Here is a 24,616-nt window from a genome sequence, read left to right on the forward strand (position 1 = left end):
AGGGTTTTCATGCCTAAACAAGTTCTCATCATCAATATTACTCGCATGGGCGATTTGATTCAGATGACGCCATTGTTGAAGCGATTAGAGTACGAATGGCCTGGTGTGGCTATTGATGTCATCGTAGATCGTGAATTTTGTGTGATTGCGAAACTACTTCCTGGCATTCGTCATGTTCTGTCATATGACTTTCAAATGCTTATGGATGATGCACGTGTTCAATCTCGTGATTTGGTGTCGTTGTATCAAGATGTCGCGGAGTGGGCGAAAACTCTTACCACCAATGGCTATGATCGAGTAATCAATCTGACATTTAATCGACGGAGTGCGTATTTAACCGGTTACATTGGTTCCTCTGATATTCGTGGTCTGACGACGGCTCCTGATGGAAATGTGATTGTGAAGAATTCTTGGATGGCCTATTTTCTCGATATGCATACCTATCGAAGATTAAACCGCTTTAATCTCGTTGATATCTATGCTCTTGGAGGGAGCGGTCCAGGTCCTTACGCGCCAGTGAAACTGAAACGGCACGACTCTGATTGTGAATGGGCACGGGCATTCCTTTCGGTATCAGGAACTCCAGCATGTTGGATTGGGGTACAAATTGGAGCGAGTGATGTGATGAAAGCGTGGCGTCCAGAGTATTTTGGCCACACCATGGCGTTGATCAGCCAACAACTCAATGTTGGCTTTGTGTTAATTGGGAGTCAAAAGGAACTGCCTGCCGTGCAGGAAGCCGTGCAGACGTATAAAAAAGCTGGAGGTGTTGCTCCACTCTGTCACGCGATCGGCAAAACCACGATTCCTCAACTCGTTGGTCTCTTGTCCCAGTGTGATTTGATGCTCACGAACGATACCGGGCCCATGCACGTAGCTGTCGGAGTGGAGGTGCCGGTGGTCAATGTGTCAGTTGGTCACGTTGACTTTCGGGAGACTGGCCCATATGGCCAAAAACATTGGGTTATTCAGCCCGAAATTGAATGCGGGCCATGTGGGTTTGACCAAGTCTGTGCCCACCAAAGCTGTAAGGACCGACTTCCCCCACGGTATGTCTCGGAGGTCTGTCTCCATGCATTGGGAAAAGGCGCATTGCCGGATGATTGCTCTCTGGGAATGCGGATCTACGAATCTGCTATCGATCATGACGAGCTGGGAACGTATCAACTTCGTGTTGGCACAGAATCTCATCTGTATCACTGGTATGGGCAGTTTTGGCGAAAGTTTTGGTTTGACACGTGTTCAGGAGGCACAAGTCAACTTCCCATTTCCAATGAGAATCCTCCAGATCTTGATCATATAGAAGAGACGTTCTTGCAATTAGAGCCGCTGCTGACGGCTCTGTGTCACAGCGCGGATGAAATGGTAACGATCACTTCTCATGAGCCTGTAGCAGTCGATCGTCTTAAAGCTTGTCAAGGTCATATGAATCAAGTAGCGCATGAGGCCAGAAAACTTGGACGAACATCTCTCGCCTTTACGCCCATTACGACAGCATGTTTTCGAGATACACACAATTTACAACAACCCGATCTTCGGGGAATGGCCCGTGAACACGCGCGTGCGTATGCCACATGGCAGCGTCGTACATGGGACATTGTCAGGCAGTTGGGCATTGATCATACATTAGCACTACACTAGCAAGGAGGATGGTTCATGCAAGTACAACTTGATGACGAAGTTTGGGAAATGTCCGACACGGTCAAGCTTGAGGAAGTCATTGCACGTGTGAGTGATACGGCGCATGCCAGAGGATGTTTAGTGACGAATTTAACAGTTGGGTCGCGATCGTTTACTGATCGTGATTTAGTGCCATCGATTCTCTCGCAAGTCGCTGGCCCATTGGGTAATATCGTGGCGACCAGTCAGCCGCTTCAGTCTATTGTTGCGAGTGGAGCATCCAGTGCCCAGGAGTATGGTCGTAGCTTGAAGGTTGATGGAGAACAGTTAGTCCAAGCCTTTCGCCGTGGAGAAAAACGTTTTCGTCAACTTGACGAATGGTTTGGACGTCTCGCCGATTACGTGGAGTGGGTCGAGCTTACGAGAGCGGTCGAGTCTACAGGTGAAAAACCTGATTCTATGGTGAATTGGTTACAAGAAGTGCTGGCTGCTCGTGAAAGAACAGATATGGTGGGGTTAGCCGATCTCTTGGAATTTGAAATTATGCCACGTTTGCCCCATAGCCCGTAATGCGCTCAACATTCTTTCTTTTTGAAAATGCTGAAAATCTAACAATATGACGAATTCCTTCTTGTTCGTGTGAGTTCTGAGTGTGCGAAAAGAAAAATCTCAAGTATTTGATGTCCTTTCCGATAATATGATCGAAACCAAAATGAGATTGTTCATCTTGGGGAAGGAGATCAGAAGTACATTTATCATTCATTAAGCTTTAGAGTATGGATACTCTGAGGTGACTCATTATCAAGGAGGATTTTTATGGCACTTGTTGTAAACACAAACGTTGCATCCCTGAATGCGCAACGGAACTTAGAAGCGAATACCAATTCGTTACATGGTTCCGTGGCTCGTCTTTCTTCCGGTCTCCGGATTACCCGAGCAGCTGATGATGCTGCCGGTCTGGGTATTTCGGAAACGTTACGTGCACAGATCAGAAGTATTAATCAGGCGGCCAGAAATGCAAATGACGGTATCAGTCTTCTGCAAATCGCCGACGGTGGTGCGGCTAATGTTGGTAATCTTCTAGGTCGATTGCGGGAATTAGCCGAGCAGTCAGCCAGTGGTATTCTTGGAAGTACCGAACGGTCATACTTGGATCAAGAGTTCGTGGCGTTACGATCTGAAATCGACCGAATTTCTTCCGTGACGGAATTCAACGGTGTGAAGCTATTGAGTGGGACGGACAATAATAGTCTCTCCATTCAAATCGGGTTTAGGAGTTCAACCAACGATACATTATCGATTGCGCTGAATGATCTCAATACCGGTGCGCTTAACTTGTCGACGACGAACGTCTCTACCTCGGCGGCAGCGTTGGGCGCTTTGGGAAGCATTGACAGTGCGATCAGTGCTGTGGCTAGTGCTCGTGCAACAATTGGTTCCTTGCAAAATCGAATTGATGCGGCTGTCCAAAACTTGGCCGTGGGTGGTGAAAACCTTACGGCTGCTGAGTCTCGTATTCGAGATGCAGATATTGCGTTAGAGACATCGCAATTTGTCCGAAATCAAATTTTGGTGCAAGCTGGAACATCAATTTTGGCACAGGCCAATACGTTGCCTCAGCAAGCACTCGCGTTATTGAATTAATGAAGATAGGGAAGAGAGCAAGGCCGTACTCGGCCTTGCTCTTTTCCGCTCCGTACGATAACGGAGGGAGGATATTATGATACAGAGTGTTCCAGAATCTACATCGGCTGCATTGTCCATTGGGCAAGGTGTACGCGATCGTTCTGGAGCCAAAGCGACTTCTTCGGATTCGAGCGACATTCAAGAGAAAAAAACATCATTTCGACCTTCATCCTCAGAAGATCGCACAGATGCTTCAGGCATTCAAGCGTCTTTAGCAACTAGAGATGCTGCCCTAAGCCAGGATTTGAAAGAAAAGGTTGCACAGATTCAAGATACCATTAATCAGTTAGATTCTCATGTGCAGTTTTCTGTTGAAGAGGAATTGGATCGTGTGGTGATCAAAGTCGTTGACCGGGATTCTGGAGAACTGATACGTCAAATTCCCTCGGAAGAAGTCTTACGAGCTCAACGATTCTATGATGAACATTCAGGAATTCTTTTCGAGGAAGAAGCTTAACGAGAAAAGTCTCTATTCCCGACCCGTTAAGAGTGTCAGTCTCATTGGATGTTCAATGCCCGATGATTCGTAGATGTGTACTTGATATGCAAGATGCACCAACATGACAGGGAGCGTTTACTATGGCTGTAAGCTTTGGAGGTTTAGGAAACGGAGTCGACTTTGGGCAAATTGTCGAGTTTCTTGTCCAAGCTGAACGTTTACCCATTGATCGGTTGACAGAAAAAAAACTGGCTTCTCAAGAAAAACTCACAGATTTTGGGGCATTAGGGACCAAACTCTTGAGTCTTCAAAGTGCCGCGAATAGTATTCGAACGCGTGTGAGTTTTGACAAGACGAAAGTTGATGTCAGTACTGCCAGTGCACAAAATGTGCTCACGGCCTCGTCTTCTTCAACGGCCACGGCTGGGACACACACATTGACGGTGAATCAACTTGCCACCGCTCATCAAGTGACTTCGAAGTCGACAACGACGGTATCTTCTGTTGAGGCTGATATTGTCAGTGGTGGATCAGGCACATTTTCTTTTACGGTTGGTGGCGGTGCGGTGCAAACAGTCAATTTGGGAGCTGATGCCACGCTTGATGAATTGAAAAATGCGATTAATGATCTTGGGGCTGGAGTCAGTGCCGCTACCCTCAACACTGGGACTGAATCGACCCCGGCTTATCGTCTTGTTCTGACAGCTAATGACACCGGATCATCGAATGCCATTGCGATCACGGCAGATAATACGACTCTCAATACCGTCGGTGCTGGAGTTGATACGCTTCAAGCAGCTCAGGACTCGGAAGTCGTTCTTGGCGGTGCAGGCAATGATCAAGTGACGCTACAACGCTCCTCCAATACGCTGAGCGACATCATTGCAGGCGTGACCGTAAATCTTCAAGGTGTCGATGCGGCGAATCCTGTCACGATTGCTGTTTCTCAGGATACGGAAGCGGTGAAGGAAGGCATTTCATCACTCGTTGAGTCGTACAATGACGTAGTGAAGTTTATTGATGAACGGACATTTTTTAATGAAGAAACACAAGAACGCGGAATTTTCGTCGGGGAATCCATTGCTCGCAATGTCCTTGATAAAATACGTGGAGCAATTTCTGGCCAAGTCAGTGGATTGTCTACTATCACTTCGGCTGGTCAAATTGGTTTTCAGACTCAAACCGCTGATGGGACGTTAGTCCTCGATACTGATGATCTTGATGCGCGGTTGGCTGATTCCTTTGATGAAGTACGGGAACTGTTTATTGACAATCCGACGAACGGAACATCGGGGATAGCCGATCGTATACTTGATGCCGTTGACGCGTTGGATGATATTGAGTTTGGTGCACTTGCGTTGCGACAAAATTCTCTCACCAGTGAGATTGATGATTTCGATGATCAAATCAACGTTCTCGAAACACGAATTACGCAATTTGAAGAACAGCAGCGAATTAAATTTGCAAATCTCGATGGATTATTGGCGAGCTTGCAATCTCAACTTGACAACCTAAATTCATTAATCTAATAAGACCTAGGGAGGGGTGATTGTATGATGCAGGGTGCCCAACAGTATGCCAAAACCCAAGTGCAAACAGCATCGTCTGTGCAAGTTGTAGTCTTATTGTATGATGGAGTAATTCAGTCATTGAAACTGGCGCAGGATGGGATTCAGATGAATAACAGCCAGGATAAGGCACGATTTCTTGATCGTGCCCTTGCAGTAGTGAACGAATTGTCCGCTTCGCTTGATATGGAACAAGGTGGTACAGTCGCAAAAGACTTGCGTCGTTTATATGAATATGTTCAGCATGAACTGACTCAAGCCAATCTTCATCATGACGCCACGCGCTTAAGTAGTCCAATCAGATGTTTAGGCGTGGTCCGTGAAGCTTGGGTGGAGTTAGCCCGACAAGGTGCGATGGCTCAAGCGGTTGGAGTATAAAGAATCCATGATGCCACCGGCCTCTCAACATCCAATCGAACTCTTGACCCAAGAAGCTCTCGCTTCATCTGAGGCTGGAAATTGGGATCACGTTACATTGTTGTATCAACGTCGAGCGGAAGAATTTGTCTTTCATGAATTGCCGGCCCCCGTGGTTAAACGCCTGATCGATATTGATTTGGTTGTTCAAGAGCGCGCGCGGGTGGTTCAAGCCGCGACGCAACAAAGCATGGAGGATGTTCAGGAACAGTGTCGTAAGTTACGACAGCGAAAGCACAAGTTGACGTATTCAAACTCCGCTGGCACTCGATTTGTGCGATCTGCCTAAATTTGTCCATGGTCTGCGTAGCAATATATCCTTTCACATTGACCGATCTTTTCCTCTCCTACTAGTGCCATGCTTGTCTATGCCATTCATAGACATTTACCCTTCAAGTCTTCTCTTACTGTTCGCTTATTGCTATAGCCGTTTCAGTTATACCGAAACGATAAAGCGCCAACTTGCAGAATTTTGATATCCAATGCGTGATAGAAAACGTCAATCATTGTCAGGACATCCAAGCGGGTATAACCTTCCGATGTTTGATGCGTGGTATTACGCTTTGGCAGTCTTAATAATTAACTGGAAATTAATTGGATTTGCTATAGGGAGCTTCGTCACATATTGTTCAATAAGAAACATATGTGCGAAATTTGATTTGTGCTTATCATGGAAACGAGTAGGCCTTGTTCGCGGAATAATATTAAGCATTGTCAAGATGTTGACGGGGTTGGTCAGTTGCCCAACATGCCATCTGTAAAAAAACCTTATATTTATTATTTCTTTTTCCAATTGCAAACCTTTTCAAGGTATTGAAATAGTTATTGTTGGTATGACACTTGCTTTTATCTCATAAGGAAAAGTTTTGAATGTACGAAGATCCAAGACGGCTTATGCATAACTCCATGTTCCCCTCACCCTCACTCGCTCAACATGAAGCATCGACCTCAAATAACGAGCGAAATGTACTCAAGCAGCAGATCCATGTTTTGGCGAATAAATTATTACCGATTACGGTATTTGCGCAGTTAGCGCTTCGACATTGTCAAGACCCACAGGTGAGGAAGCATTTAGAAAAAATTAATTGTTCAGCCGAAGAAGCCAGGGTGATTGTGAGCCAGATTCAACAGTTTGGGCAAAACGATACGTCATCACCCACAACAGATATCCAACAAAATGAGTCATGATCGTGCAATCAAACATGTGGGAGATTCAATTGCGCCTAGTGTGGTTTGTTCACGGAAATTCTAATCCGATTTCACAACAATGTTCAGGTGACTGTTCAGGTAGGTTGACCTGAGACTCCACGAGGGATGATATGAGCGTTTTAGATAGTGATGAACGCCGAAAAGACGTTCGAGCGTCTGTCAATGTGTGTGTGAATGTCGATGTACCTCTAGCCCTTTCCTATGAAGCGGTTGAACCGAGTGAGGCTCAAATGGCTCAGTGGCAGTGGGAAGAGTTAGCCGTCTCACCCGATTTGGTTCGCGCGATGGTTGATGAAAAGGATCTCATCATCAAAGATCCACTCATGTTACAAATGTTGACTCGCATTGATTGGTTATTGACATCAGTGCTCAAGACGCTGGCGAAGGAGAAACGGTTAAAAGATACCATTCCGCAGTTTATGAATGTGAATCTCAGTGGCTCTGGCATTAGGTTTAAGACAGAAAAGGAATTTCCTATTGATAGTGCTCTGGTCTTGCGCCTGATTCTTCGTCCGTTTGTTCCCATCCAAGCCATAGGGAAAGTGGTTAGAAATTCTTTGATCCAAAAAGATGAAGAGTCATATTTTGAAACAGCTGTTCAGTTTACTGAAATATCTGAAGACGATCGCGAGGCGATTATTCGTCATATTATCCGCTCGCAAGCGATTATTCAGCGTCATCGTCAGAGTCATCCTCATGGCTGGGTCACGAGTTAAGACGATTTTGCTTGTTCCGTACGTTATTTTTAGCTTCACGTTTCTCGGGCTCCTGAGTTGTTCAACGCCTCCTCCTTCTTCCGTGCCGATAGCAGAATCTTCTTCGGTTCAGGTCCAACAACAGATTCCTCTCTCTCTCCCTCATTCGCTAGGGATTTTGCCATTTGATTTTCATAGCGATGGGTCTCAGTGGTCCTGGTTACGACAAGGTCTTCCTGACATGCTTGTGACGGATTTGGCTATGCAGACGGGTATCCATATCATTTCTCGTCAATCGTTGGGGGAAGTCTTACGAGAGCAGTGGCTTCAGCATCGAGGCATGACGGAGCCGGGATTGGCTGTCAAACTTGGTCAATTGAGTGGAACGCGATATTTATTGAAAGGCAATGTGTATCACATTGACGAGCAATTATCAGTTGATGTTCATCTTCTTGATGTTGAACGGGGTGTCGTGGTCCGAGCGGGCCGGGTCACTGGTACGCCTGAAAATTTTCTTGCTCTTGAACGACAATTATCACAACACGTAAAGTCTTTTTTTGATGTTCAGTCAGAGTTAGATTCGAGAAAATCTATCAGTCATGACGAGCGGTCGGCTATACAGTCTTTTTCTGATGTCGTCGTAAAAGAAGACCCTCAATCTATCCCTCAATCTGATCTATTGACCGAGAACCCTCGGTCTCCTCTACTGACAATGGATGTTCAACTGAGTCTTGACCGTGCGCAACGGTTACGTGAAGAGGCTTGGCTGTTTGCGAATGAAGTGTGGCGTCGAGGGTTGGTCATTGAACTAGGGGTTCCAGGTGATCGAGTCGATGTTGTAGCAGAACGACATCAAGGTTTCAGATATGAGAGCCTGTTGATCCCAGTTTCATCGTTTTTTCTTCCTGGCAAACTACGGGATATCCATCGCGCGTTGGAGTTATCTCGTTTAACAGAAAATAGTCAGGAAGCAGTACGAGGGATGCTTGTTTGGAAAGCAGATGAGAGTACGACACGTTTATTTGCTGAGCGATTCCGTTCTCCTCGTCGTTTGTTTGTGCGAGCGATTTCTCAATCTGGTGAGGTGCTTGCGGTCTCGTCGCCATGGACTTGGCGAGTCGATCAGACCGTCGAAGTTGAAGAGTCTGGAGCCATACAGATTAGACTTTCACCGGAACCGACAATCCAGGGAAATGCAGAATTTTTAAAGTTTATTTTGAGTCAGCATCTGTTGATGCAACATTTTGATGCGGTGGTCGTGCCCGTACCAAAAGAACATCGAATGGTTTCCGTCGAACCTTTTGAATCAGGCAACGAAAATGACTTGAACGACTCTGAGTTCGGAAATCTGCCAGTGACGTTACAGCAAAGACTCAAGGATTGGCTGCTGGAAAATTGGAGACCTCCGGTAACGGAGTCCCTTCCTGTCAGAGGCTATTTGCCGGGCAATCGTCGCGCAATTCAATTGCGAGTCTGGGGACAGCATGGTGTTGTTGAGGATGTTCAATTGTCTCAGGTACCACATGAGGAATTGTTGCAGGCCGATGTGAAACGTCTTGTTTCTCAATTGATCGGGTATTGTTTATCTGATTGTCGAAATACCTCCAGCGAATATGTTGAGGCGAACGATGCGTTTGCGTTTCGTGTTCAATTGGATTTAATTAAAGACCTTCAACATGTTGGATTCGGGGACATCTCACCATAATATGGAGAATAAACATATGAGGGATGACTGAGTTTCTTGTGTGGTCCCGGCCTACTTTTTGAACAATCCGTTGCATCTTTCTTTCCCAGACAGTTTACCCTTCTTCTCCCAATACATATTTGGCGGCTTGGGCAAGTTCTGCGTCGGCTTCATGATTGTGAGTGTATATACGAAATTGCACCATTCGCGCCGGCAGATACTCAAAAAAAGTCTGCAGACTTTCTTTGGCAACATGATGTGTTGATGGTTCGTAGACAAAAATTTGAAATCCACCCATATTCAGCAGATTGATTGGACGTGGGTCTTGATGTGCCATATCAATCCAGAATTTCATCGTACGTAGGCGACGGGGGAGAGCTTTCCGAATCTGATCTTCGAGACGTTGAGACTGAACACGCTTTCGAGTTCTTGAGTCGTTCGGAATTGAAACGAGCGTTGTATAGGCCATTTTCCATTTGACGTTTCGAGTTAAGATTCTTCCCCATTCCCGTCCGAGTCGCTTCTTGATGCGATGGGTGTCCTTTTCCCATTTCCGGACTGATTCAATGATATGCCAATCGGTGAGTTCAAGATAGGTATCGAGTTGTTCCAGTGGATTGTGTGGGTAAAGATACCGCATGGTGTGAGAGAAGATTTCCTGCAAATGGATATCAATCGCTCTCGTGGTGCGATGATAGTACACGTTGGAATACAGATAGAGTCGTGCATTTAAAAACATTTGTAATGCGGGGAGTCCTGATTTATGAATGGTCAGGCCTTTATTCGTGAAAAATGTATAGTGTATCAGCCGTTCAATATCGACCGGTCCAATGGCAACCCCACACATATAGGAATCACGAAGAATATAGTCGCAGTTATCAGCCGTGTAGACCCCGCCCAAAATGGGTTGTAATGCGGCCAACCATCGAGGGTAGCCCTGAGTTGACTTACGTGGATCTTTCAAGATGAGAAAGGCCACATGGTCGGGGTTGAGTTGCTCTCCTGGCATGAATGAGCCGGATGGACTGCGAGTAATCTGTGCAATCATGGGTGCCAGTTTTGTTCGGATAATCGCTTGTCCAATTTGCTCATGGGTGAGGTGAAATTGGTTTAGGAAATGATGATCAAAGAAATGGCAAAATGGTCCGTGCCCCACATCATGGAGAAGCGCAGCGACGCGGAGCAATTCTTCAATATACGGCTGAGAGGGGACATCGTGAACCATGTGGGAGAGCGTGGGGTACACATGATTGGCGAATCGACCTGCTAAATGCATGGCCCCTAAGGAATGCTGAAACCGAGTGTGTTCGGCTGCAGGATATACCCAGTGCGCGCTTTGAAGTTGATAGATATATCGTAATCGTTGTAGCCAAGGAGAATCGATTAAATCTTGTTCTGTGCGTTCCCTTGAGGAATGATCTGAGAGCTGTACGGTGAAGGTGATATAGCCATGAATCGGGTCAGCAATGAGAGATGTTCCATCATGTGGCAGCCTTCTGTCCGTACTCATATGTCAACCCAAGAGATCCGCGATAGATTACCGTTCACTAGAAAATTCTCGGTTGAAGTGACTTGTATGGGCTGGTCGTGGAGTCTTTGAGAATGGAGAATCTTAAACATCAGATGGTGAGTGGTCCTAGAGAGATTTCGCTGAGCGGTAACGGTGAATAACAAATAACATAATTGGATAAGCCGTGAGCGCTCCGATGAGTCCGAGAACACAACCTCCGAGTATGAACGGGAGTAAGTAGGGCGTGAGGCTTTCAAACAGATTATCGAAATGCAGGTTCGAGAAATCGAATGTGGATGTTGGAGTTGTTCCAATGACGGCGAATCCAGTATAGAGTGTGCCCCCTAAGATCGGGGCGATGGTCCATGGATTATTGAGAAAGGCTCCCATCAGCATGGCTAGGTAATTGAGCCGAAATGCCCAGGCACACAAGACCACGCTGGCGGTGTGAAATCCGTAATGTGGGGCAAAGGCAATAAAGACTCCAAGCGAAAAAGCGAATGCTGTTCGTTGTGGTGATTCTTGAAGGTGAAGAATTTGAACAAGCTGCGCCCGGACTGTTTTTAATGATGCCACGAGACTTGCCTGGATCAATTATAGAGGAAAATGTTCATAACTGTTTCGAGGCAAGCCTTGCCGGGATCCATCCTCCAATAGGAGGTGAAGTCCTTGCTGGTGTGCGCAAATTGTTCCAAGGCGTGTAATCATGTGTCCGAGACGGGCAGCCATTCGTTTAAGGGGTTGTTGGTGATGGGGTGAAACTGTAAAAAGCAGTTCATAGTCTTCACCACTCGCAAGCGTCAAATCTATCCGTGATTCGTGACGGTTTTTAATGTATTTTGCACATTGCGATGAAATCGGAATCTTCGACATCTCAATTTCGGCACCAACATGGCTGGCCTCACAGAGATGGTGCAGGTCTCCTGATAACCCATCTGAAAGATCGATGGCTGCCGAAGCCAGGCGACGTTTGGCTAATAACTGACCAAAATGGACACGTGGAGTTGGATGAAGATGACGCTGTATGAGAAATCGTACGACAGACTTCGGTAGTTGTCTAATCTGCTGAGTCGATCGGTGTTGTAGCAGTCGTAGACCGGCACCAGAATCACCAAGCGTTCCTGTGACAAAAATACTATCTCCGACTTTTGCTCCACCTCGACATAGAGCGTGACCAGCTTTGACTTTTCCAATGATCGTCATGCTGATACAGACATCGGTTCTGGATGCCACGGTGTCGCCTCCGATCACGGAGATGCGAAATTCTTTGCACAGGTCGCGAAGTCCTCGATAGAGAGCCTGCACATGGGCTAATGGATGAGATGGCGGAATGGCCAGGCCAACGAGGAGGAATTTGGGGGTGCCTCCCATTGCGGCCATGTCGCTGATGTTCACGGCAGCGGACTTATATCCGATGGCTTGATACGACGAGTAACTCGAATCGAAGTGAATACCTTCAAGGAGGAGATCTTTTGAGACGAGCCATTCGTCATCAGATGTTGGTTTGATAATGGCGGCATCGTCACCAATGCCGCGAGGCGATGGAAGACTACAGTTGGCAAGGGTCTGTTGGAGAATTTTGATAAGCTCAAATTCGCCAAGATTCGAAACGATTCTCCGAGAGGGAGGACGCGGCATATGATCAACGGGCTGAAGATTTTCGTCTTGTCAATTTTCGTCGTTGTGTGGTACGGGCTCGAGAAGGCTTCACGATCGTGCGTCGTGGAGTTGAAGTTTTTCCATTCATGGCTTTATGCGAGACTCGAGTTTTGCTCGGTTGACGAAGTGCCGCTTTCAAAACTTCTGCCATCGTTTCAACAAAAACAAAATCTAAGTCCTCCAGAAGATGTTTCGGAATATCATCTAAATCTTTTTCGTTGCGTTTGGGGAGTATAATGCAAGTCAGTTTCGCACGCTTGGCTGCAAGGATTTTTTCTTTGAGACCGCCAATAGGGAGTACACGCCCTCGTAGCGTCACTTCGCCAGTCATGGCCACATCGCGCCGAGTAGGGATATTACTCAGGCTCGAAGCTAGGGCTGTTGCCATTGTGATGCCAGCTGACGGGCCGTCTTTAGGAATCGCTCCCGCCGGAACGTGAATGTGAATATCTTTTTTGGAGAAGAAGTCAGGGCTGATATTCAGGGTTTTCGCTTGTGTTCGAATATAACTGAGCGCCGCCTGGGCGGATTCTTTCATGACTTCGCCCAGGTGACCTGTTAAGGTAAGCTGGCCTTTGCCTTTGATAGAGGAAGCCTCAATATACAGGACATCTCCACCACTCTCGGTCCATGCCAGTCCCGTGACGACGCCAACCTCATCATGTTCTTGCTCCTGTTCAGGAAGAAATTTTGGCGCGCCCAAATACTTATTGAGCGAGCTCGGCGTCACGGTTGACCGAGTAGTTCGCCCTTCTGCAACACGTTTGGCAATCTTACGCATGACATTGGCAATTTCTCGCTCGAGATTTCGAACGCCGGCTTCTCGCGTATAGTGAGAAATGATTTGTTGAATAACTGGTTCGGTGAGTCTGAGATGTTCCTCGGTGATTCCGTGTTCCTCTAATTGTCGCGGAATCAGATAGCGCTGAGCAATGCCAAGTTTTTCCTCTTCGGAATAGCCGGGGATACTGATGATTTCCATACGGTCTCTTAAGGCCGAGAGGATCGGATCAGTTAAATTGGCCGTCGTAATAAACATAACGTCACTCAGGTCAAAAGGGACGCTGAGATAGTGATCGGTAAAGGCATGGTTTTGTTCAGGGTCCAAGACTTCAAGGAGTGCTGCAGATGGATCACCTCGAAAGTCCATCCCAACCTTATCAATTTCATCAAGCATAAATACGGGGTTATTCGTGCCTGCCTGCTTGAGGCCTTGAATAATCCGACCAGGAAGGGCTCCGACATATGTGCGGCGATGTCCACGAATTTCTGCTTCGTCTCTGGTTCCCCCGAGACTGATACGAATAAACTCGCGGCCAAGTGCCTTCGCAATGGATTTTCCCAGAGAAGTTTTGCCTACACCCGGAGGTCCGACAAAACAGAGGATAGGCCCTTTCATCTTTTCTTTCAGTTTTCGAACAGCCAAATATTCTAAAATGCGTTCCTTGACTTTTTCGAGGTCATAATGATCCTGATGGAGGACTTTCGTGGCTTCCTTGATGTTCAAATTGTCCTGTGACCGATGACTCCAGGGAAGATCAACCATCCATTCCAAATATGTTCGGACGGTTCCAGACTCCGCGGCGTCGGGGTGCATTTTTTCCAGACGTTTTAACTGCTTTTCACATTCCTTCAGAACTTTTTCCGGCATCTTCGCATCGTTCATGCGCGTTCGAAACTCAGAAACTTCTTCCGCGCGATCGTCTAATTCGCCCAATTCTTTTTGAATAGCTTTCAATTGTTCACGCAAAAAGTATTCACGTTGGGTTTTGTCCATCTCGCCTTTAGCTTGTGCCTGAATTTTTTGTTGCATGGACAGAACTTCATGCTCTTTGGCAAGGACTTCCCTGACGCGCGAAAGTCGTTTGTGCGGATCGGCAATTTCCAAAACTTCTTGTGTCGTTTCGACTTTTAATCCAAGATTTGAGGCGATGATATCTGCCAATCGTCCGGGCTCATCGAGATTTTCAATGACCGTGAGGACATCGGGCATGATGACCTTACCAAGACTCACCAGTTGTTCGAGAGATTCTTTGGTGGTTCGCATCAGGGCTTCATGCTCGAGCGAAGACTGGGAGATGTTGGCATCGACGATTTTTTCAATCTTGACGGTGTAGAATGGTTCTGATTGTGTGTAGTTGAGAATTCGGGCTTTTGCCAGACCTTGCACCAAAATTTTGATCCGTTCATCTGGGAGCTTGAGCATACGCATGATCATTCCCACGGTCCCGACGGAATGCAATTCATCAGGTTTTGGCAATTCGATGTCTTGGGTTTTTTGCGTGGTGAGAAAGATCATCCGATTGCCGGCTAAGGCCTCTTCGATGGCCTTAATTGAGACATCTCGGCCAACAAACAGAGGCAACACCATATACGGAAATACGACAATGTCGCGCACAGGTAGGAGCGGGAGGGATGACGGAATTTCAGTTTGAGGACGTTCTTCCATAGCTAACGGTTCTTCCATAGTCACGTACGAGATTTATCGTGGTCTGTGTGGTGTCGTCAGAATTCGTAGGATGGCTTGGGACGCATCGGGACCTGCTTGGTCAATTCCGAGGTAATGCGTCATGAGGTTGTCCACGATCATGGTGACGATACTAGGAGAAGGGTAAAAATAATGTCAAGGTAATATCCTCATTATGGAATGACCAGGATTCATCTGTGTCCTATACTTTACAAGAATCATATTTCAACTATATAATTCAATGTCTTCCTAAGAGTATTCAAGTCTTACAAATCGTAGAATTCCTACCCTCTCTGTGAGCATGCCGTTTCGAACTCCTGTTGCTCCCTGGTTGGGTATGACCAATCAATATCTCTTGTCTAATTCAGGTTTTGTAATCCACAGTTATCATTTCATACTTTACTCCGTGCGGGGGCGTTCGTCTGTTCATCGATCCCAAAATGCCGGAAAATGGGATGGGGAATGAACGACTGCCGAGTTCAACTTTGGTCTGTGTTCGATTGTCCATTTTTTTCCTCTAAAGTGTCATGGCTTTGCGCATTGGTGTTGAGTCTTGCTGTGTTGGGGAGCGGGGCGGTACGACCGGCCTTAGCGGCCGAGGATGAATTGAGCATTCGTTCAATTCGCATTCAAGGTACACAACATATTGATGTGCAGGCGATCGAATCAAAGCTCACGCTTAAAGCCGGTGATCGATTTCTTCCTGAGGAGGTTCGTGCGGAAATCCAGCATATTTATGCAATGGGGTTCTTTGAAGATGTCCAAGTGGAAACTCAGAGGAAGCCCGATGGAGTCGATATCGTGTTTGTGGTTCGTGAAAAAGCCTTTAATGTTGAGACGGTCTTTGATGGGAATGAAGAACTGTCCGAAGACAAGTTGAAAGAAAAGGTGACGGTGCAGAGTCAAGTGTTTTTGGATCAAGAACAAGTGAATGTCAGTGCCGAAAATATCCGAAAAGCGTATCAAGAAGAAGGCTATTACCATGCACACGTGATTCCGGTAATGGAGATCGTGAGCGAAAATCAACACCGATTAACATTTTTCATCCAAGAAGGCCCGCAGGCACATATCAAGCATGTCACGTTTGAAGGCCGAACAATACTGACTCGAAAGGAATTGCTCAGTGGGATGGCGACTCGCGAGTGGTCGCTCCCTTGGTCATGGTTCACCGACGCAGGTATTCTTAAGCAGGATGAGATTCCAAATGATGTGGAGCGAATCAAGGAAGCCTACATGAATCGCGGGTATCTTGATGTGCAGGTGGGCGTCCCGTCTATTGAACTCGATGAACAAAAGGAATGGTTTGACGTGAACTTCCCGATCGTCGAGGGTGAGCCATATATCGTGAACTCGATCGCGATTAAAGGAAACACGATTTTTACAGACCAGGAATTAGAAGAGGGACTGTCGATTCGAGCGGGTGAGGTGTTTCAACGGGCACAGGTGAGGGAGGAGGTCGCTCGGTTAACCGATCTCTATGGTGAAAGAGGATACGCTTTTGCTGAACCTGTTCCTTCCATTCAACCTGATCCGGAGAGTCGCAGTACCGAAATCGTGATTACCATAAAAGAAGGTGAATTGATTCGAATCCGAGACATTCGGATTACCGGCAATGGGAAAACGCGAGACAATGTGATTCGTCGTGAGTTGCGAGTGGATGAACGGGATATGATCGACTCGGTGGCCATGAAGCGAAGTTTTGAACGTCTGAACAATTTAAACTTTTTTGAAACCGTCGAAATATTGCCACAACAGATTGATGAAGGACAGGTGGATCTTGAGGTGAAAGTCAAAGAGAAGCCGACAGGATCATTCAGCATCGGCGGAGGTTTTAGTACACTCGATCAATTTACCGCCATTGCTGATATTACGGAAGGCAATCTTTTTGGTCTTGGATATACGGGACGAATTCGTGGACAGGTTGGTGGACGTCGAACCTTAGGTGTGATTACTTTTCGAAATCCAGCCCTCTATGATGGATTGACATCTATGCAGATCGATGGGTTTCAAACCAATACGGACTTTTTAACTTATCGGGAAAAGAAAACTGGTGGCAATATCACCTTTGGTCGATCCTTCTCAGAATACATTTCTGGAAGTTTTACGTTTGTGGCTGAACGAATTAGGATATCCAGACCCCGCTCGGACGCTCCTGAACTTATTTTAAGTCAAGTTGGAAATCAAACCACCACGGGATTTCGGACCGCCATATTTCGAGATTCTCGAGACTTTTTCCTGGACCCCAGACGCGGGGCCCGGGTCGGCGTGAATGCAAGCTTTGGGACGGAACTTCTTGGCGGGACGAATGACTTTTATTCTGTAGCTTTTGATGCTTTGCGGTACACGCCACTCCCAATTTGGGATCTTCGTGTGGCGACGCGAGCTCGAGTCGGTGTGGCCAAAGGCTATAATGGCGATGCGGTCCCACTGCCTGAACTCTTTTTTGTTGGAGGTATCAATACGGTCAGAGGGTTTAAGTTTGGTCGAGCAGGGCCGGTGACCGCCAGTCGTACGTTGTTGGGTGCGACCAAGCAATTAATCTTTAATGTTGATTTGATCTTCCCCATTTTGGCGGAGGCCAAGCTGAACGGCGTCGTCTTTTTCGATTACGGTGAAGGATTTTCCAAGACCAAAGCTCTTGATATTTGTTGTAATCTTCGGCCTTCCACAGGCCTTGAAGTCCGGTGGATTTCTCCATTTGGGCCTCTTCGGGCCGCATATGGAGTACCGATATCCAGAAGGTCCGGAGAAAAACGAGGTGTCTTTGAGTTTTCGGTGGGATCAGTGTTTTAACCAAGGTGGGAGAGGCGTCAGTTATGCATGCAACCATTTTCCAATCTCGTTCGTGGTTCTTTAATTGTTCAACCATTTGGGTTCTGGTCACCTGTGTCGGATTGGGAGGCCTCACAGGATGTATGTCCACTGCGCCAACTGTTGAAAGCCCTGGTGTCATTGCGGTGGTAGATTTTCAGCGAATCCTTGAAGAAACACGAGCTGGAAAAGAACTTAAAGAGTCCTTTGACAGCTTCGTGAAGGATCGTCAGGTCTTACTTGAACTTGAACAACAAGAGATTCAACGGATGCGAAATGATCTTGTGAATCAAGGAAGTGTGTTAAGTGAATCAGCAAGGCGAGAACGGGAAGAAAAATTTCAACGACGAGTGAGAGACTATCAAGTCAAAGAGGCGGCTTTGTCTCGTGAACTGCAAGGCAAGCAACAAGATTTGATGACCGACTTTCGATCCAACGTGACAGAGGTTGTTGCACGACTCGCACAAGATCGTGAGTTTGTGATTGTCGTGGAACGTGGGCAGGGTTCGTCGACCCTCTATCATCGTCCTCAGTTGGATATCTCTGATGACATAATCAAAGAAATGGATCAAGATGAATGATACGCTACGGTCTGTCTCGATGGAATCGTGGGTGCCAGGCAGTCGCTTCTCGAAACGCTATCGTCTTGTAGCGGAAGACTGAGTCTCACTATCTAGCTGTTCTGTTACGGAAGGAGGATTATTGTGGCTGGGCTTGAAATTACTTGTCAGGAAATTCAATCCATTTTGCCTCACCGCTATCCGTTTTTGTTAGTCGATAAAATTATAGATTTTGAAGCTGGACAACGGATCATTGGTGTGAAAAATGTCACCTGCAACGAACCCTACTTCCCGGGGCATTTCCCCGGTCAGCCAGTGATGCCCGGTGTCTTGCAGTTAGAAGTGATGGCGCAAGTTGGCGCAGTGCTCGCCTTGAAAGGCGCTCAGGGTCCTGGACGGTCAATTGTCTATCTTGCTGGTGTTGATAAGGCCAAGTTTCGAAAACCTGTGTTTCCGGGAGATCAACTCAAGGTCGAAGTCAACGTGCTGAAGCAGAGGTCTGCTTTTTGGAAAATGCAGGGGAAAATACTTGTTGAGTCGACCCTCGTCTGTGAAGCAGAAATGACCGCGATGGTGACAAACGAATCGGCAACCACATCATGATCCCTTCCTTGGACTTGACCTTATGAATATACATCAAACAGCGATTGTGCACCCAAAAGCTGAAATCGAAGACAATGTGAGTATTGGTCCCTATTGTATCGTTGGTGAGCATGTCCGAATACGGAATGGCACAGAACTCATTGCACATGTCAATGTCGAAGGCCACACGGAAATCGGTCAACGATGTAAGCTTTTTCCATATTCCTCTCTAGGGTCGCCTCCGCAGCATCTGCAATATAAAGATGAACCCACGAAAGTGGTTATTGGTGATGACAATATTTTACGAGAATATGTGACGGTCAATCGTGCGACGAGTTTTGGCGGCGGTGTCACCCGTATTGGCCATCATAACTTCCTCATGGCCTACGTACATGTCGCGCATGATTGTGAATTAGGTGACCACATTGTCATGGCCAACGCCGCAACGCTGGCCGGGCATATATTCATCGGAAACTATGCTGTCATCGGGGGGTTAGTTGGCGTGCATCAATATGTGCGGATTGGTGACTATGCCATGGTCGGAGGCTGTTCCGCCTTAGGTCGAGATGTGCCTCCATTTTTACGGGCAGCCGGGGGGTATCGTGCGAGATTATTTGGACTTAATTCGATTGCCCTTCGGCGTTATAAATTTAATAGTGAACGTATTGCCAATCTGAAGGGAGCGTTTGATGTCCTGTTTCGACAGAAACATCCAATCAGCGAGGCGACAAAACTCGTCCGTACACAATACGAACACAGCGTCGACGTACTGAAGCTTGTGACGTTCATCGAGAGTTCACGTCGAGGTACGTGTCGAAGCGCATCGCGAGAATTGGATGAGGAAGAAGTCTAATCTCGAGAATCGAGCGTTGCAGGTTCTGGCCAGTCTGAAAGAAGACGGACTTTGGAAATAAATGGACGAATTGGGTTAATCGCAGGGAATGGGCGGTTTCCGATTATTTTTTCGGAGAGAGTGAGAATGCTCGGCTATCAAGTCTCGGCCGTCGCCCATATTGGTGAGACCTCTCCTGAACTCGAACAGGCGGTTGAATGGATCCAATGGGTCAAAATAGGCCAGTTTAACAAGGTTGTCCAAGTCTTTCGAAAACATGATATCCAGCAAGCCGTGATGCTTGGAGGCTTTAAAAAGACTCATGTCTTTTCCAAGGTGAGTCCGGATCTTCGGGCATTGATGCTGTTGAGTAAGTTGAAAGATTGGAATGATGATGGAATTCTTCGTGCTGTGGCCGGAGAGCTTGAACGAGAAGGTATTCAAATCATTGATTCCACGTTTGGCTTAGAAGACATCCTGGTCGAGGAAGGGGTCTTGACCAACAGGACCCCAACGAAAAAAGAGTGGGCCGATATTCAGTTTGGGTGGGACTTAGCCCATGACATTGGTCGCTTAGATATTGGGCAGTGCGTCGTGGTAAAAAATCGAGCGGTCGTTGCGGTCGAGGCTGCGGAAGGCACTGATGAAACTATTCGGCGTGGTGGACAGTTGGCACAAAAAAATGCCATTGTGGTCAAGCGGTGTAAGCCCACACAAGATCTCCGTTTTGACCTCCCTGCCATTGGACCAGTTTCCATAGAACGAATGATTGAAGTTAAGGCCTCGGTATTGGCACTGGAAGCCGGACGTACGATTATCCTTGATCGAGATATTGTGCTAGAACAGGCGAATGCCAATCAAATTGCCATCATTGGAATGATGGGTTCCCCAAGTCATTTTCCTTCGCTGTGATGATCAGTTCGAAAATTCGGACAGATGGGTAAATAGTTTTTATTTCACGGTTCGTATTATTCAATGAAAGCATGTGATTAGAAATGGATCAACTCAAAGTCGGAGTGATTGGAGTTGGGCATTTAGGGCAACATCACGCAAGAATTTATTCCGGACTTCCTGAAGTCCGGCTTGTCGCCGTCTCGGATACTGATCAGGCACGAGGTCAATCAATTGCGAATCTCTATCACGTGCCGCACTCTGCACAGTTTGATCGCTTCCTATCTGACGTCGATGCGGTCAGCGTTGCGGTCCCGACTTCGGAACATTATCCTGTTGTCCGTGCCTGTCTCGAAGCGGGCGTTCATGTCCTTGTAGAAAAACCAATTACGTCCCGCGTTGACGATGGTCAGACGTTGGTTAAGCTAGCCAAGCAACATGGTTGTGTTCTGCAGGTTGGTCATGTTGAACGTTTTAATCCAATCGTCGAACTTGTCCGTCCCTTGATTCATCATCCAGGATTTCTTGAATGTCATCGGCTGAGTCCGTTCCAACCACGCGGAACGGATGTCGATGTTGTTCTTGATTTGATGATTCATGACCTGGATATTGTGTTGTCGCTGAAGCTTGGCGCCATCGTCACGGTTGAAGCCTCTGGCTTAGCGGTGTTAACCGATCAAGTGGATATCGCCAATGCTCGTATTGGATTTGCGAATGGCGGCGTCGCGACGTTTACCGCGAGTCGAATCTCAACCGGAAGACTTCGAAAGTGCCGAATTTTCCAGTCTCAGGCGTATCTATCTATCGATTACCAAGACCGTCAAGCCGTCATTCACCGTCGAAACGGACGGAATGCGGGAGTGGGTAGTGTAAAAACCGAGCAACTGTCTGGTGATCAAGATGAACCGCTTCAACGTGAGCTGCGCGCCTTCATTGCCTCGATCAACACGCAGGCGCCTCCATTGGTGTCTGGAGAAGACGGCGTGGCGTCATTACAGTTGGCTCATCAAATACTGACGAAGATTGAGATGACCTCAGTCATGGCCTAACGTAGACAGCCATGAAATTGATGATCGTACGCAACTCATTGTGAAACCGTCACCACGAATTCTCATTGTGACAGGGGAGGCGTCAGGGGATTTGCATGGTGCAAATTTAGCGAAAGAGTTATATGACTTAGATCCACAGATTCACATCGATGGTGTTGGCGGTCAACGGATGTTGGCTGAAGGTGTTCACTTGCTTCCCGGTATTGAATCTGTTGATGCCATTGGCGTACCGGGGCTCAAACAGTTAGGTCGTGGAATCCGCACATTGCAGCGCTTAAAAAAAATGCTGAGAGAAAATATCTATGATGCCGTGGTGTTTATTGATAGTCCAGGCATGAACCTTCGTTTAGCGAAAGCTGCGGTGAAAGCCAAACAGCATGTCATTTATTATATTGCTCCACAAATTTGGGCCTGGGGGAAACGCCGTCTCAGCGTGATCCAGCGTGCGGTGAGTCGGATGTTAGTCATTTTCCCATTTGAAGAATCGTTATATCGTCAGGCTGGAGTTCCCTGCAATTTTGTCGGTCATCCATTATTGGATGTGGTGCAACCGTCCTACGATAAATCCATGGTTCGAGAACAATTACACGTTCCAAAGGGTGCGCGGGTCTTAGGGTTGTTGCCAGGCAGTCGAGAGCATGAAGTGGAGCGTTGTCTTCCAATGATGCTTGAAGCCGCCTGGGAGGTGAAGAAAGCTTTTTCCGATGTACACATTATGATTGCGAAATCAGCTTCCGTATCACATGCCGGTATTCATGATAGAGTCAAAGGCTATAAGAGTTTACAGGTTGCTGTTGTCGACAATCAGCCGAATGAAGTGATGGCGGCCGCTGATTTGTTATTTGTGGCCTCTGGAACGGCGACTCTTCAGGCTGCCATTATCGGAACTCCCATGATTATCCTCTACCGCGTACCATGGTTAACCTATGCCATCGCTCGCCATTTGGTTAAAATTCCTGACATTGGATTAGTCAATATTGTGGCGGGCCGTCGTATTGTGCCTGAATTGATTCAACATGATATGACGGTCACACGACTGGTTCCCGAAGCGCTTCGGCTTTTGCACAATCCACAACTCCTCGAAGACATGCGGAAGACATTTCAGGAAGTACGAGATGCTTTAGGTGAACCTGGGGCTTCTCGTCGTGCAGCAGAATGTGTCTTGGCTGAGGTGCAATCGTGAAGACGTTCCTACGTCTGCTTCGGTATGTTCAGGTCTATCGAGTTCGTTTAGTGTTGGCCTTACTATGTTCGGTTGGTGTCGCAGGCTTGCAAGCGGCCTATGCATGGCTTGTGCAGCCCCTGATGGATGGCATTTTCATCGAACAGGATGAATATTTATTTCGTGTGCTTCCAGCTATTATTTTGGGCGTAGCGTGTGTGAAAGCCTGTTGTGCCTACGCTCAGGCTTATCTCATGAGTTATGTCGGGAACTGGATCGTGGCAGATGTGCGGCATCAGTTATTTGTCCACGTTGTGCGCTTGCCCGTGAGGTTTCACGATAGGAATGCCTCTGGACGGCTCGTGGCACGCGTGATCAGTGATGTGAATGAAATGGCGAATGCTATTCCCAGTGTGATGAAAGATCTTTTTCAGCAGGGCCTGACGTTTGTGGCACTGTTAGGTGTGGTGTTTTATCAGAATTGGAAACTGGCAACCGTCATGCTGTTTATCCTTCCAGCATCGGCACTTGTCATCGTGCGGATTGGAAAGCGCTTGAGGAAACTCGCGACGCGTGGTCAGGAAAGTATGGGCGATATGGCCGCCGTCCTCAAGGAAGCGTTTGCGGGGATTCGTCTCGTCAAAGCGTATGGAAGAGAAGAGTCTGAAGCACAGCGGTTTGACGTGACGAATCGAGCGTATCGATCGGCGAGCCAAAAGTCCGCTCAGGTTTCCGCATTGTCGTCACCGTTAATGGAGATTATTGGCGTGTGTGGAACAATGGTGATTACCTGGTACGGTGGACACCTGATTAGTATTGGTGCGATGACGCCTGGAGAGTTTTCATCATTCTTTGCGGCGATGTTTATGGCATATGCGCCAATTCGGCGTCTTTCAGGGGCGAATCAAACAATTCAACGAGCCCTGGCTGCATCAAAGCGGGTTTTTGATGTCCTAGATCTGGAAACTGAGTTTGATCGTGATGACGGGAAAGCGACTCTACCTCTCATTGCCCAGTCATTAGAGTTTCGTGATGTGACGTTTTCCTATGAAGGCAGTGATCAGCCTGCTCTGCAACAGATTTCACTGACGATTCAGGTTGGCGAGGTTGTGGCCCTTGTGGGAAGCAGCGGGAGCGGTAAATCGACCTTAGTTAGCTTGGTGCCGCGATTCTATCGCCCATCGGATGGGGTCATCTTAATCGATGGACATGATGTGCGTGAGGCCAGTCGAGTATCGTTGCGACGACAAATTGGCATTGTTTCACAAGAAACGGTGTTATTTGATGACACGATACGAAATAACATTGCGTATGGTCGTGCGGATGCGAGTGATGCCGACATTATTGACGCGGCAACATCTGCTTTTGCCTGGGAATTTATTGAGCCACTTCCAAAGCAATTGAATACGCTGGTTGGAGAAGATGGGGTCAAGCTTTCCGGAGGGCAACGTCAACGTTTGGCGATTGCCCGTGCAATTTTGCGCGACCCGCCTATCTTAATCCTTGATGAGGCCACGTCGGCATTAGACTCAGAATCTGAAAGACTCGTACAGGCGGCACTTGCCAATCTCATGAGTCATCGAACCACGTTGGTGATTGCGCACCGGCTTTCTACAGTCCAACACGCTGACCGGATTGTTGTGCTTGAACGTGGACAGCTTGTCGAAATAGGCACACATGAGGAATTACTCAAGCATGGCGGGATCTATACTCGTCTCTATCAGACGCAATTTGAACACTCGACCATCGCATCATTAGAATCTAATACGGTCTAA

Annotated in this window: 22 protein-coding genes; 18 read left to right on the top strand and 4 right to left on the bottom strand. The window is 47.2% G+C overall.

Features of this window, described 5'->3' with window-relative positions; all coding sequences use genetic code 11:
• The first annotated feature begins 9 nt into the window (after window positions 1-9).
• From ACWQXP_RS02965 to ACWQXP_RS03010, 10 genes are all read left to right on the top strand, one after another.
• Complete coding sequence (locus tag ACWQXP_RS02965) at window positions 10-1,641, top strand: glycosyltransferase family 9 protein (RefSeq protein WP_454061351.1); 1,632 nt, start codon at window positions 10-12, stop codon at window positions 1,639-1,641.
• A 15-nt stretch (window positions 1,642-1,656) separates the two neighbouring features.
• Window positions 1,657-2,190 carry a hypothetical protein gene (locus ACWQXP_RS02970; RefSeq protein WP_454061352.1) on the top strand — a complete coding sequence of 178 codons (534 nt, stop codon included), beginning with the start codon at window positions 1,657-1,659 and terminating at the stop codon, window positions 2,188-2,190.
• 246 nt (window positions 2,191-2,436) lie between these two features.
• Entirely contained in the window at window positions 2,437-3,264 is an 828-nt protein-coding gene (locus tag ACWQXP_RS02975; RefSeq protein ID WP_454061353.1) for a flagellin N-terminal helical domain-containing protein, read from the top strand.
• A 76-nt stretch (window positions 3,265-3,340) separates the two neighbouring features.
• Window positions 3,341-3,763, top strand: a complete 423-nt coding sequence (locus ACWQXP_RS02980) for a flagellar protein FlaG (protein ID WP_454061354.1) — start codon at window positions 3,341-3,343, stop codon at window positions 3,761-3,763.
• Between the two features lie 122 nt (window positions 3,764-3,885).
• Window positions 3,886-5,274, top strand: a complete 1,389-nt coding sequence (gene fliD / locus ACWQXP_RS02985) for a flagellar filament capping protein FliD (protein WP_454061355.1) — start codon at window positions 3,886-3,888, stop codon at window positions 5,272-5,274.
• Window positions 5,275-5,298: 24 nt separating this feature from the next.
• Entirely contained in the window at window positions 5,299-5,691 is a 393-nt protein-coding gene (gene fliS / locus ACWQXP_RS02990; RefSeq protein ID WP_454061356.1) for a flagellar export chaperone FliS, read from the top strand.
• Between the two features lie 7 nt (window positions 5,692-5,698).
• Window positions 5,699-6,019 carry a hypothetical protein gene (locus tag ACWQXP_RS02995; protein ID WP_454061357.1) on the top strand — a complete coding sequence of 107 codons (321 nt, stop codon included), beginning with the start codon at window positions 5,699-5,701 and terminating at the stop codon, window positions 6,017-6,019.
• A gap of 581 nt (window positions 6,020-6,600) precedes the next feature.
• Window positions 6,601-6,918 (top strand): hypothetical protein, encoded by a 318-nt coding sequence (locus ACWQXP_RS03000; RefSeq protein WP_454061358.1) that lies wholly within the window; start codon window positions 6,601-6,603, stop codon window positions 6,916-6,918.
• A gap of 131 nt (window positions 6,919-7,049) precedes the next feature.
• Window positions 7,050-7,655 carry a PilZ domain-containing protein gene (locus ACWQXP_RS03005; protein WP_454061359.1) on the top strand — a complete coding sequence of 202 codons (606 nt, stop codon included), beginning with the start codon at window positions 7,050-7,052 and terminating at the stop codon, window positions 7,653-7,655.
• Window positions 7,636-9,339, top strand: a complete 1,704-nt coding sequence (locus tag ACWQXP_RS03010) for a CsgG/HfaB family protein (RefSeq protein ID WP_454061360.1) — start codon at window positions 7,636-7,638, stop codon at window positions 9,337-9,339. Before ACWQXP_RS03005 ends, ACWQXP_RS03010 begins: the two co-directional genes overlap by 20 nt.
• Window positions 9,340-9,433: 94 nt before the next feature.
• Here ACWQXP_RS03010 and ACWQXP_RS03015 read toward each other — a convergent pair whose 3' ends face one another.
• The 4 genes from ACWQXP_RS03015 to lon all read right to left on the bottom strand — a co-directional run bounded on the left by ACWQXP_RS03015 (window position 9,434) and on the right by lon (window position 14,954).
• Window positions 9,434-10,828 carry an HD domain-containing protein gene (locus tag ACWQXP_RS03015; RefSeq protein WP_454061361.1) on the bottom strand — a complete coding sequence of 465 codons (1,395 nt, stop codon included), beginning with the start codon at window positions 10,826-10,828 and terminating at the stop codon, window positions 9,434-9,436.
• 126 nt (window positions 10,829-10,954) lie between these two features.
• Window positions 10,955-11,404, bottom strand: a complete 450-nt coding sequence (locus ACWQXP_RS03020; protein WP_454061362.1) for a DUF2062 domain-containing protein — start codon at window positions 11,402-11,404, stop codon at window positions 10,955-10,957.
• 18 nt (window positions 11,405-11,422) lie between these two features.
• Complete coding sequence (gene thiL, locus ACWQXP_RS03025) at window positions 11,423-12,466, bottom strand: thiamine-phosphate kinase (RefSeq protein ID WP_454061363.1); 1,044 nt, start codon at window positions 12,464-12,466, stop codon at window positions 11,423-11,425.
• Between the two features lie 4 nt (window positions 12,467-12,470).
• Window positions 12,471-14,954 carry an endopeptidase La gene (gene lon, locus ACWQXP_RS03030; RefSeq protein WP_454062976.1) on the bottom strand — a complete coding sequence of 828 codons (2,484 nt, stop codon included), beginning with the start codon at window positions 14,952-14,954 and terminating at the stop codon, window positions 12,471-12,473.
• A gap of 462 nt (window positions 14,955-15,416) precedes the next feature.
• On the opposite strand from lon, the gene bamA reads away from it, so the two are divergent.
• From bamA to msbA, 8 genes are all read left to right on the top strand, one after another.
• On the top strand, window positions 15,417-17,747 hold the full coding sequence (gene bamA, locus ACWQXP_RS03035) for an outer membrane protein assembly factor BamA (protein ID WP_454061364.1): 2,331 nt from the start codon (window positions 15,417-15,419) through the stop codon (window positions 17,745-17,747).
• A 23-nt stretch (window positions 17,748-17,770) separates the two neighbouring features.
• Window positions 17,771-18,346: an OmpH family outer membrane protein gene (locus ACWQXP_RS03040; RefSeq protein WP_454061365.1), complete on the top strand. Its 576-nt coding sequence runs from the start codon at window positions 17,771-17,773 to the stop codon at window positions 18,344-18,346.
• Between the two features lie 123 nt (window positions 18,347-18,469).
• Window positions 18,470-18,928 carry a 3-hydroxyacyl-ACP dehydratase FabZ gene (gene fabZ, locus ACWQXP_RS03045; protein WP_454061366.1) on the top strand — a complete coding sequence of 153 codons (459 nt, stop codon included), beginning with the start codon at window positions 18,470-18,472 and terminating at the stop codon, window positions 18,926-18,928.
• Between the two features lie 22 nt (window positions 18,929-18,950).
• Complete coding sequence (lpxA, locus tag ACWQXP_RS03050; RefSeq protein WP_454061367.1) at window positions 18,951-19,760, top strand: acyl-ACP--UDP-N-acetylglucosamine O-acyltransferase; 810 nt, start codon at window positions 18,951-18,953, stop codon at window positions 19,758-19,760.
• A 51-nt stretch (window positions 19,761-19,811) separates the two neighbouring features.
• Entirely contained in the window at window positions 19,812-20,651 is an 840-nt protein-coding gene (locus ACWQXP_RS03055; RefSeq protein WP_454061368.1) for an LpxI family protein, read from the top strand.
• Between the two features lie 83 nt (window positions 20,652-20,734).
• On the top strand, window positions 20,735-21,679 hold the full coding sequence (locus tag ACWQXP_RS03060; RefSeq protein WP_454061369.1) for a Gfo/Idh/MocA family protein: 945 nt from the start codon (window positions 20,735-20,737) through the stop codon (window positions 21,677-21,679).
• A 40-nt stretch (window positions 21,680-21,719) separates the two neighbouring features.
• Complete coding sequence (gene lpxB, locus ACWQXP_RS03065) at window positions 21,720-22,862, top strand: lipid-A-disaccharide synthase (protein ID WP_454061370.1); 1,143 nt, start codon at window positions 21,720-21,722, stop codon at window positions 22,860-22,862.
• Complete coding sequence (msbA, locus tag ACWQXP_RS03070; protein WP_454061371.1) at window positions 22,859-24,616, top strand: lipid A export permease/ATP-binding protein MsbA; 1,758 nt, start codon at window positions 22,859-22,861, stop codon at window positions 24,614-24,616. The genes lpxB and msbA overlap by 4 nt, the downstream gene beginning before the upstream one ends.

It is taken from the genome of Candidatus Nitrospira salsa, from assembly GCF_965152625.1.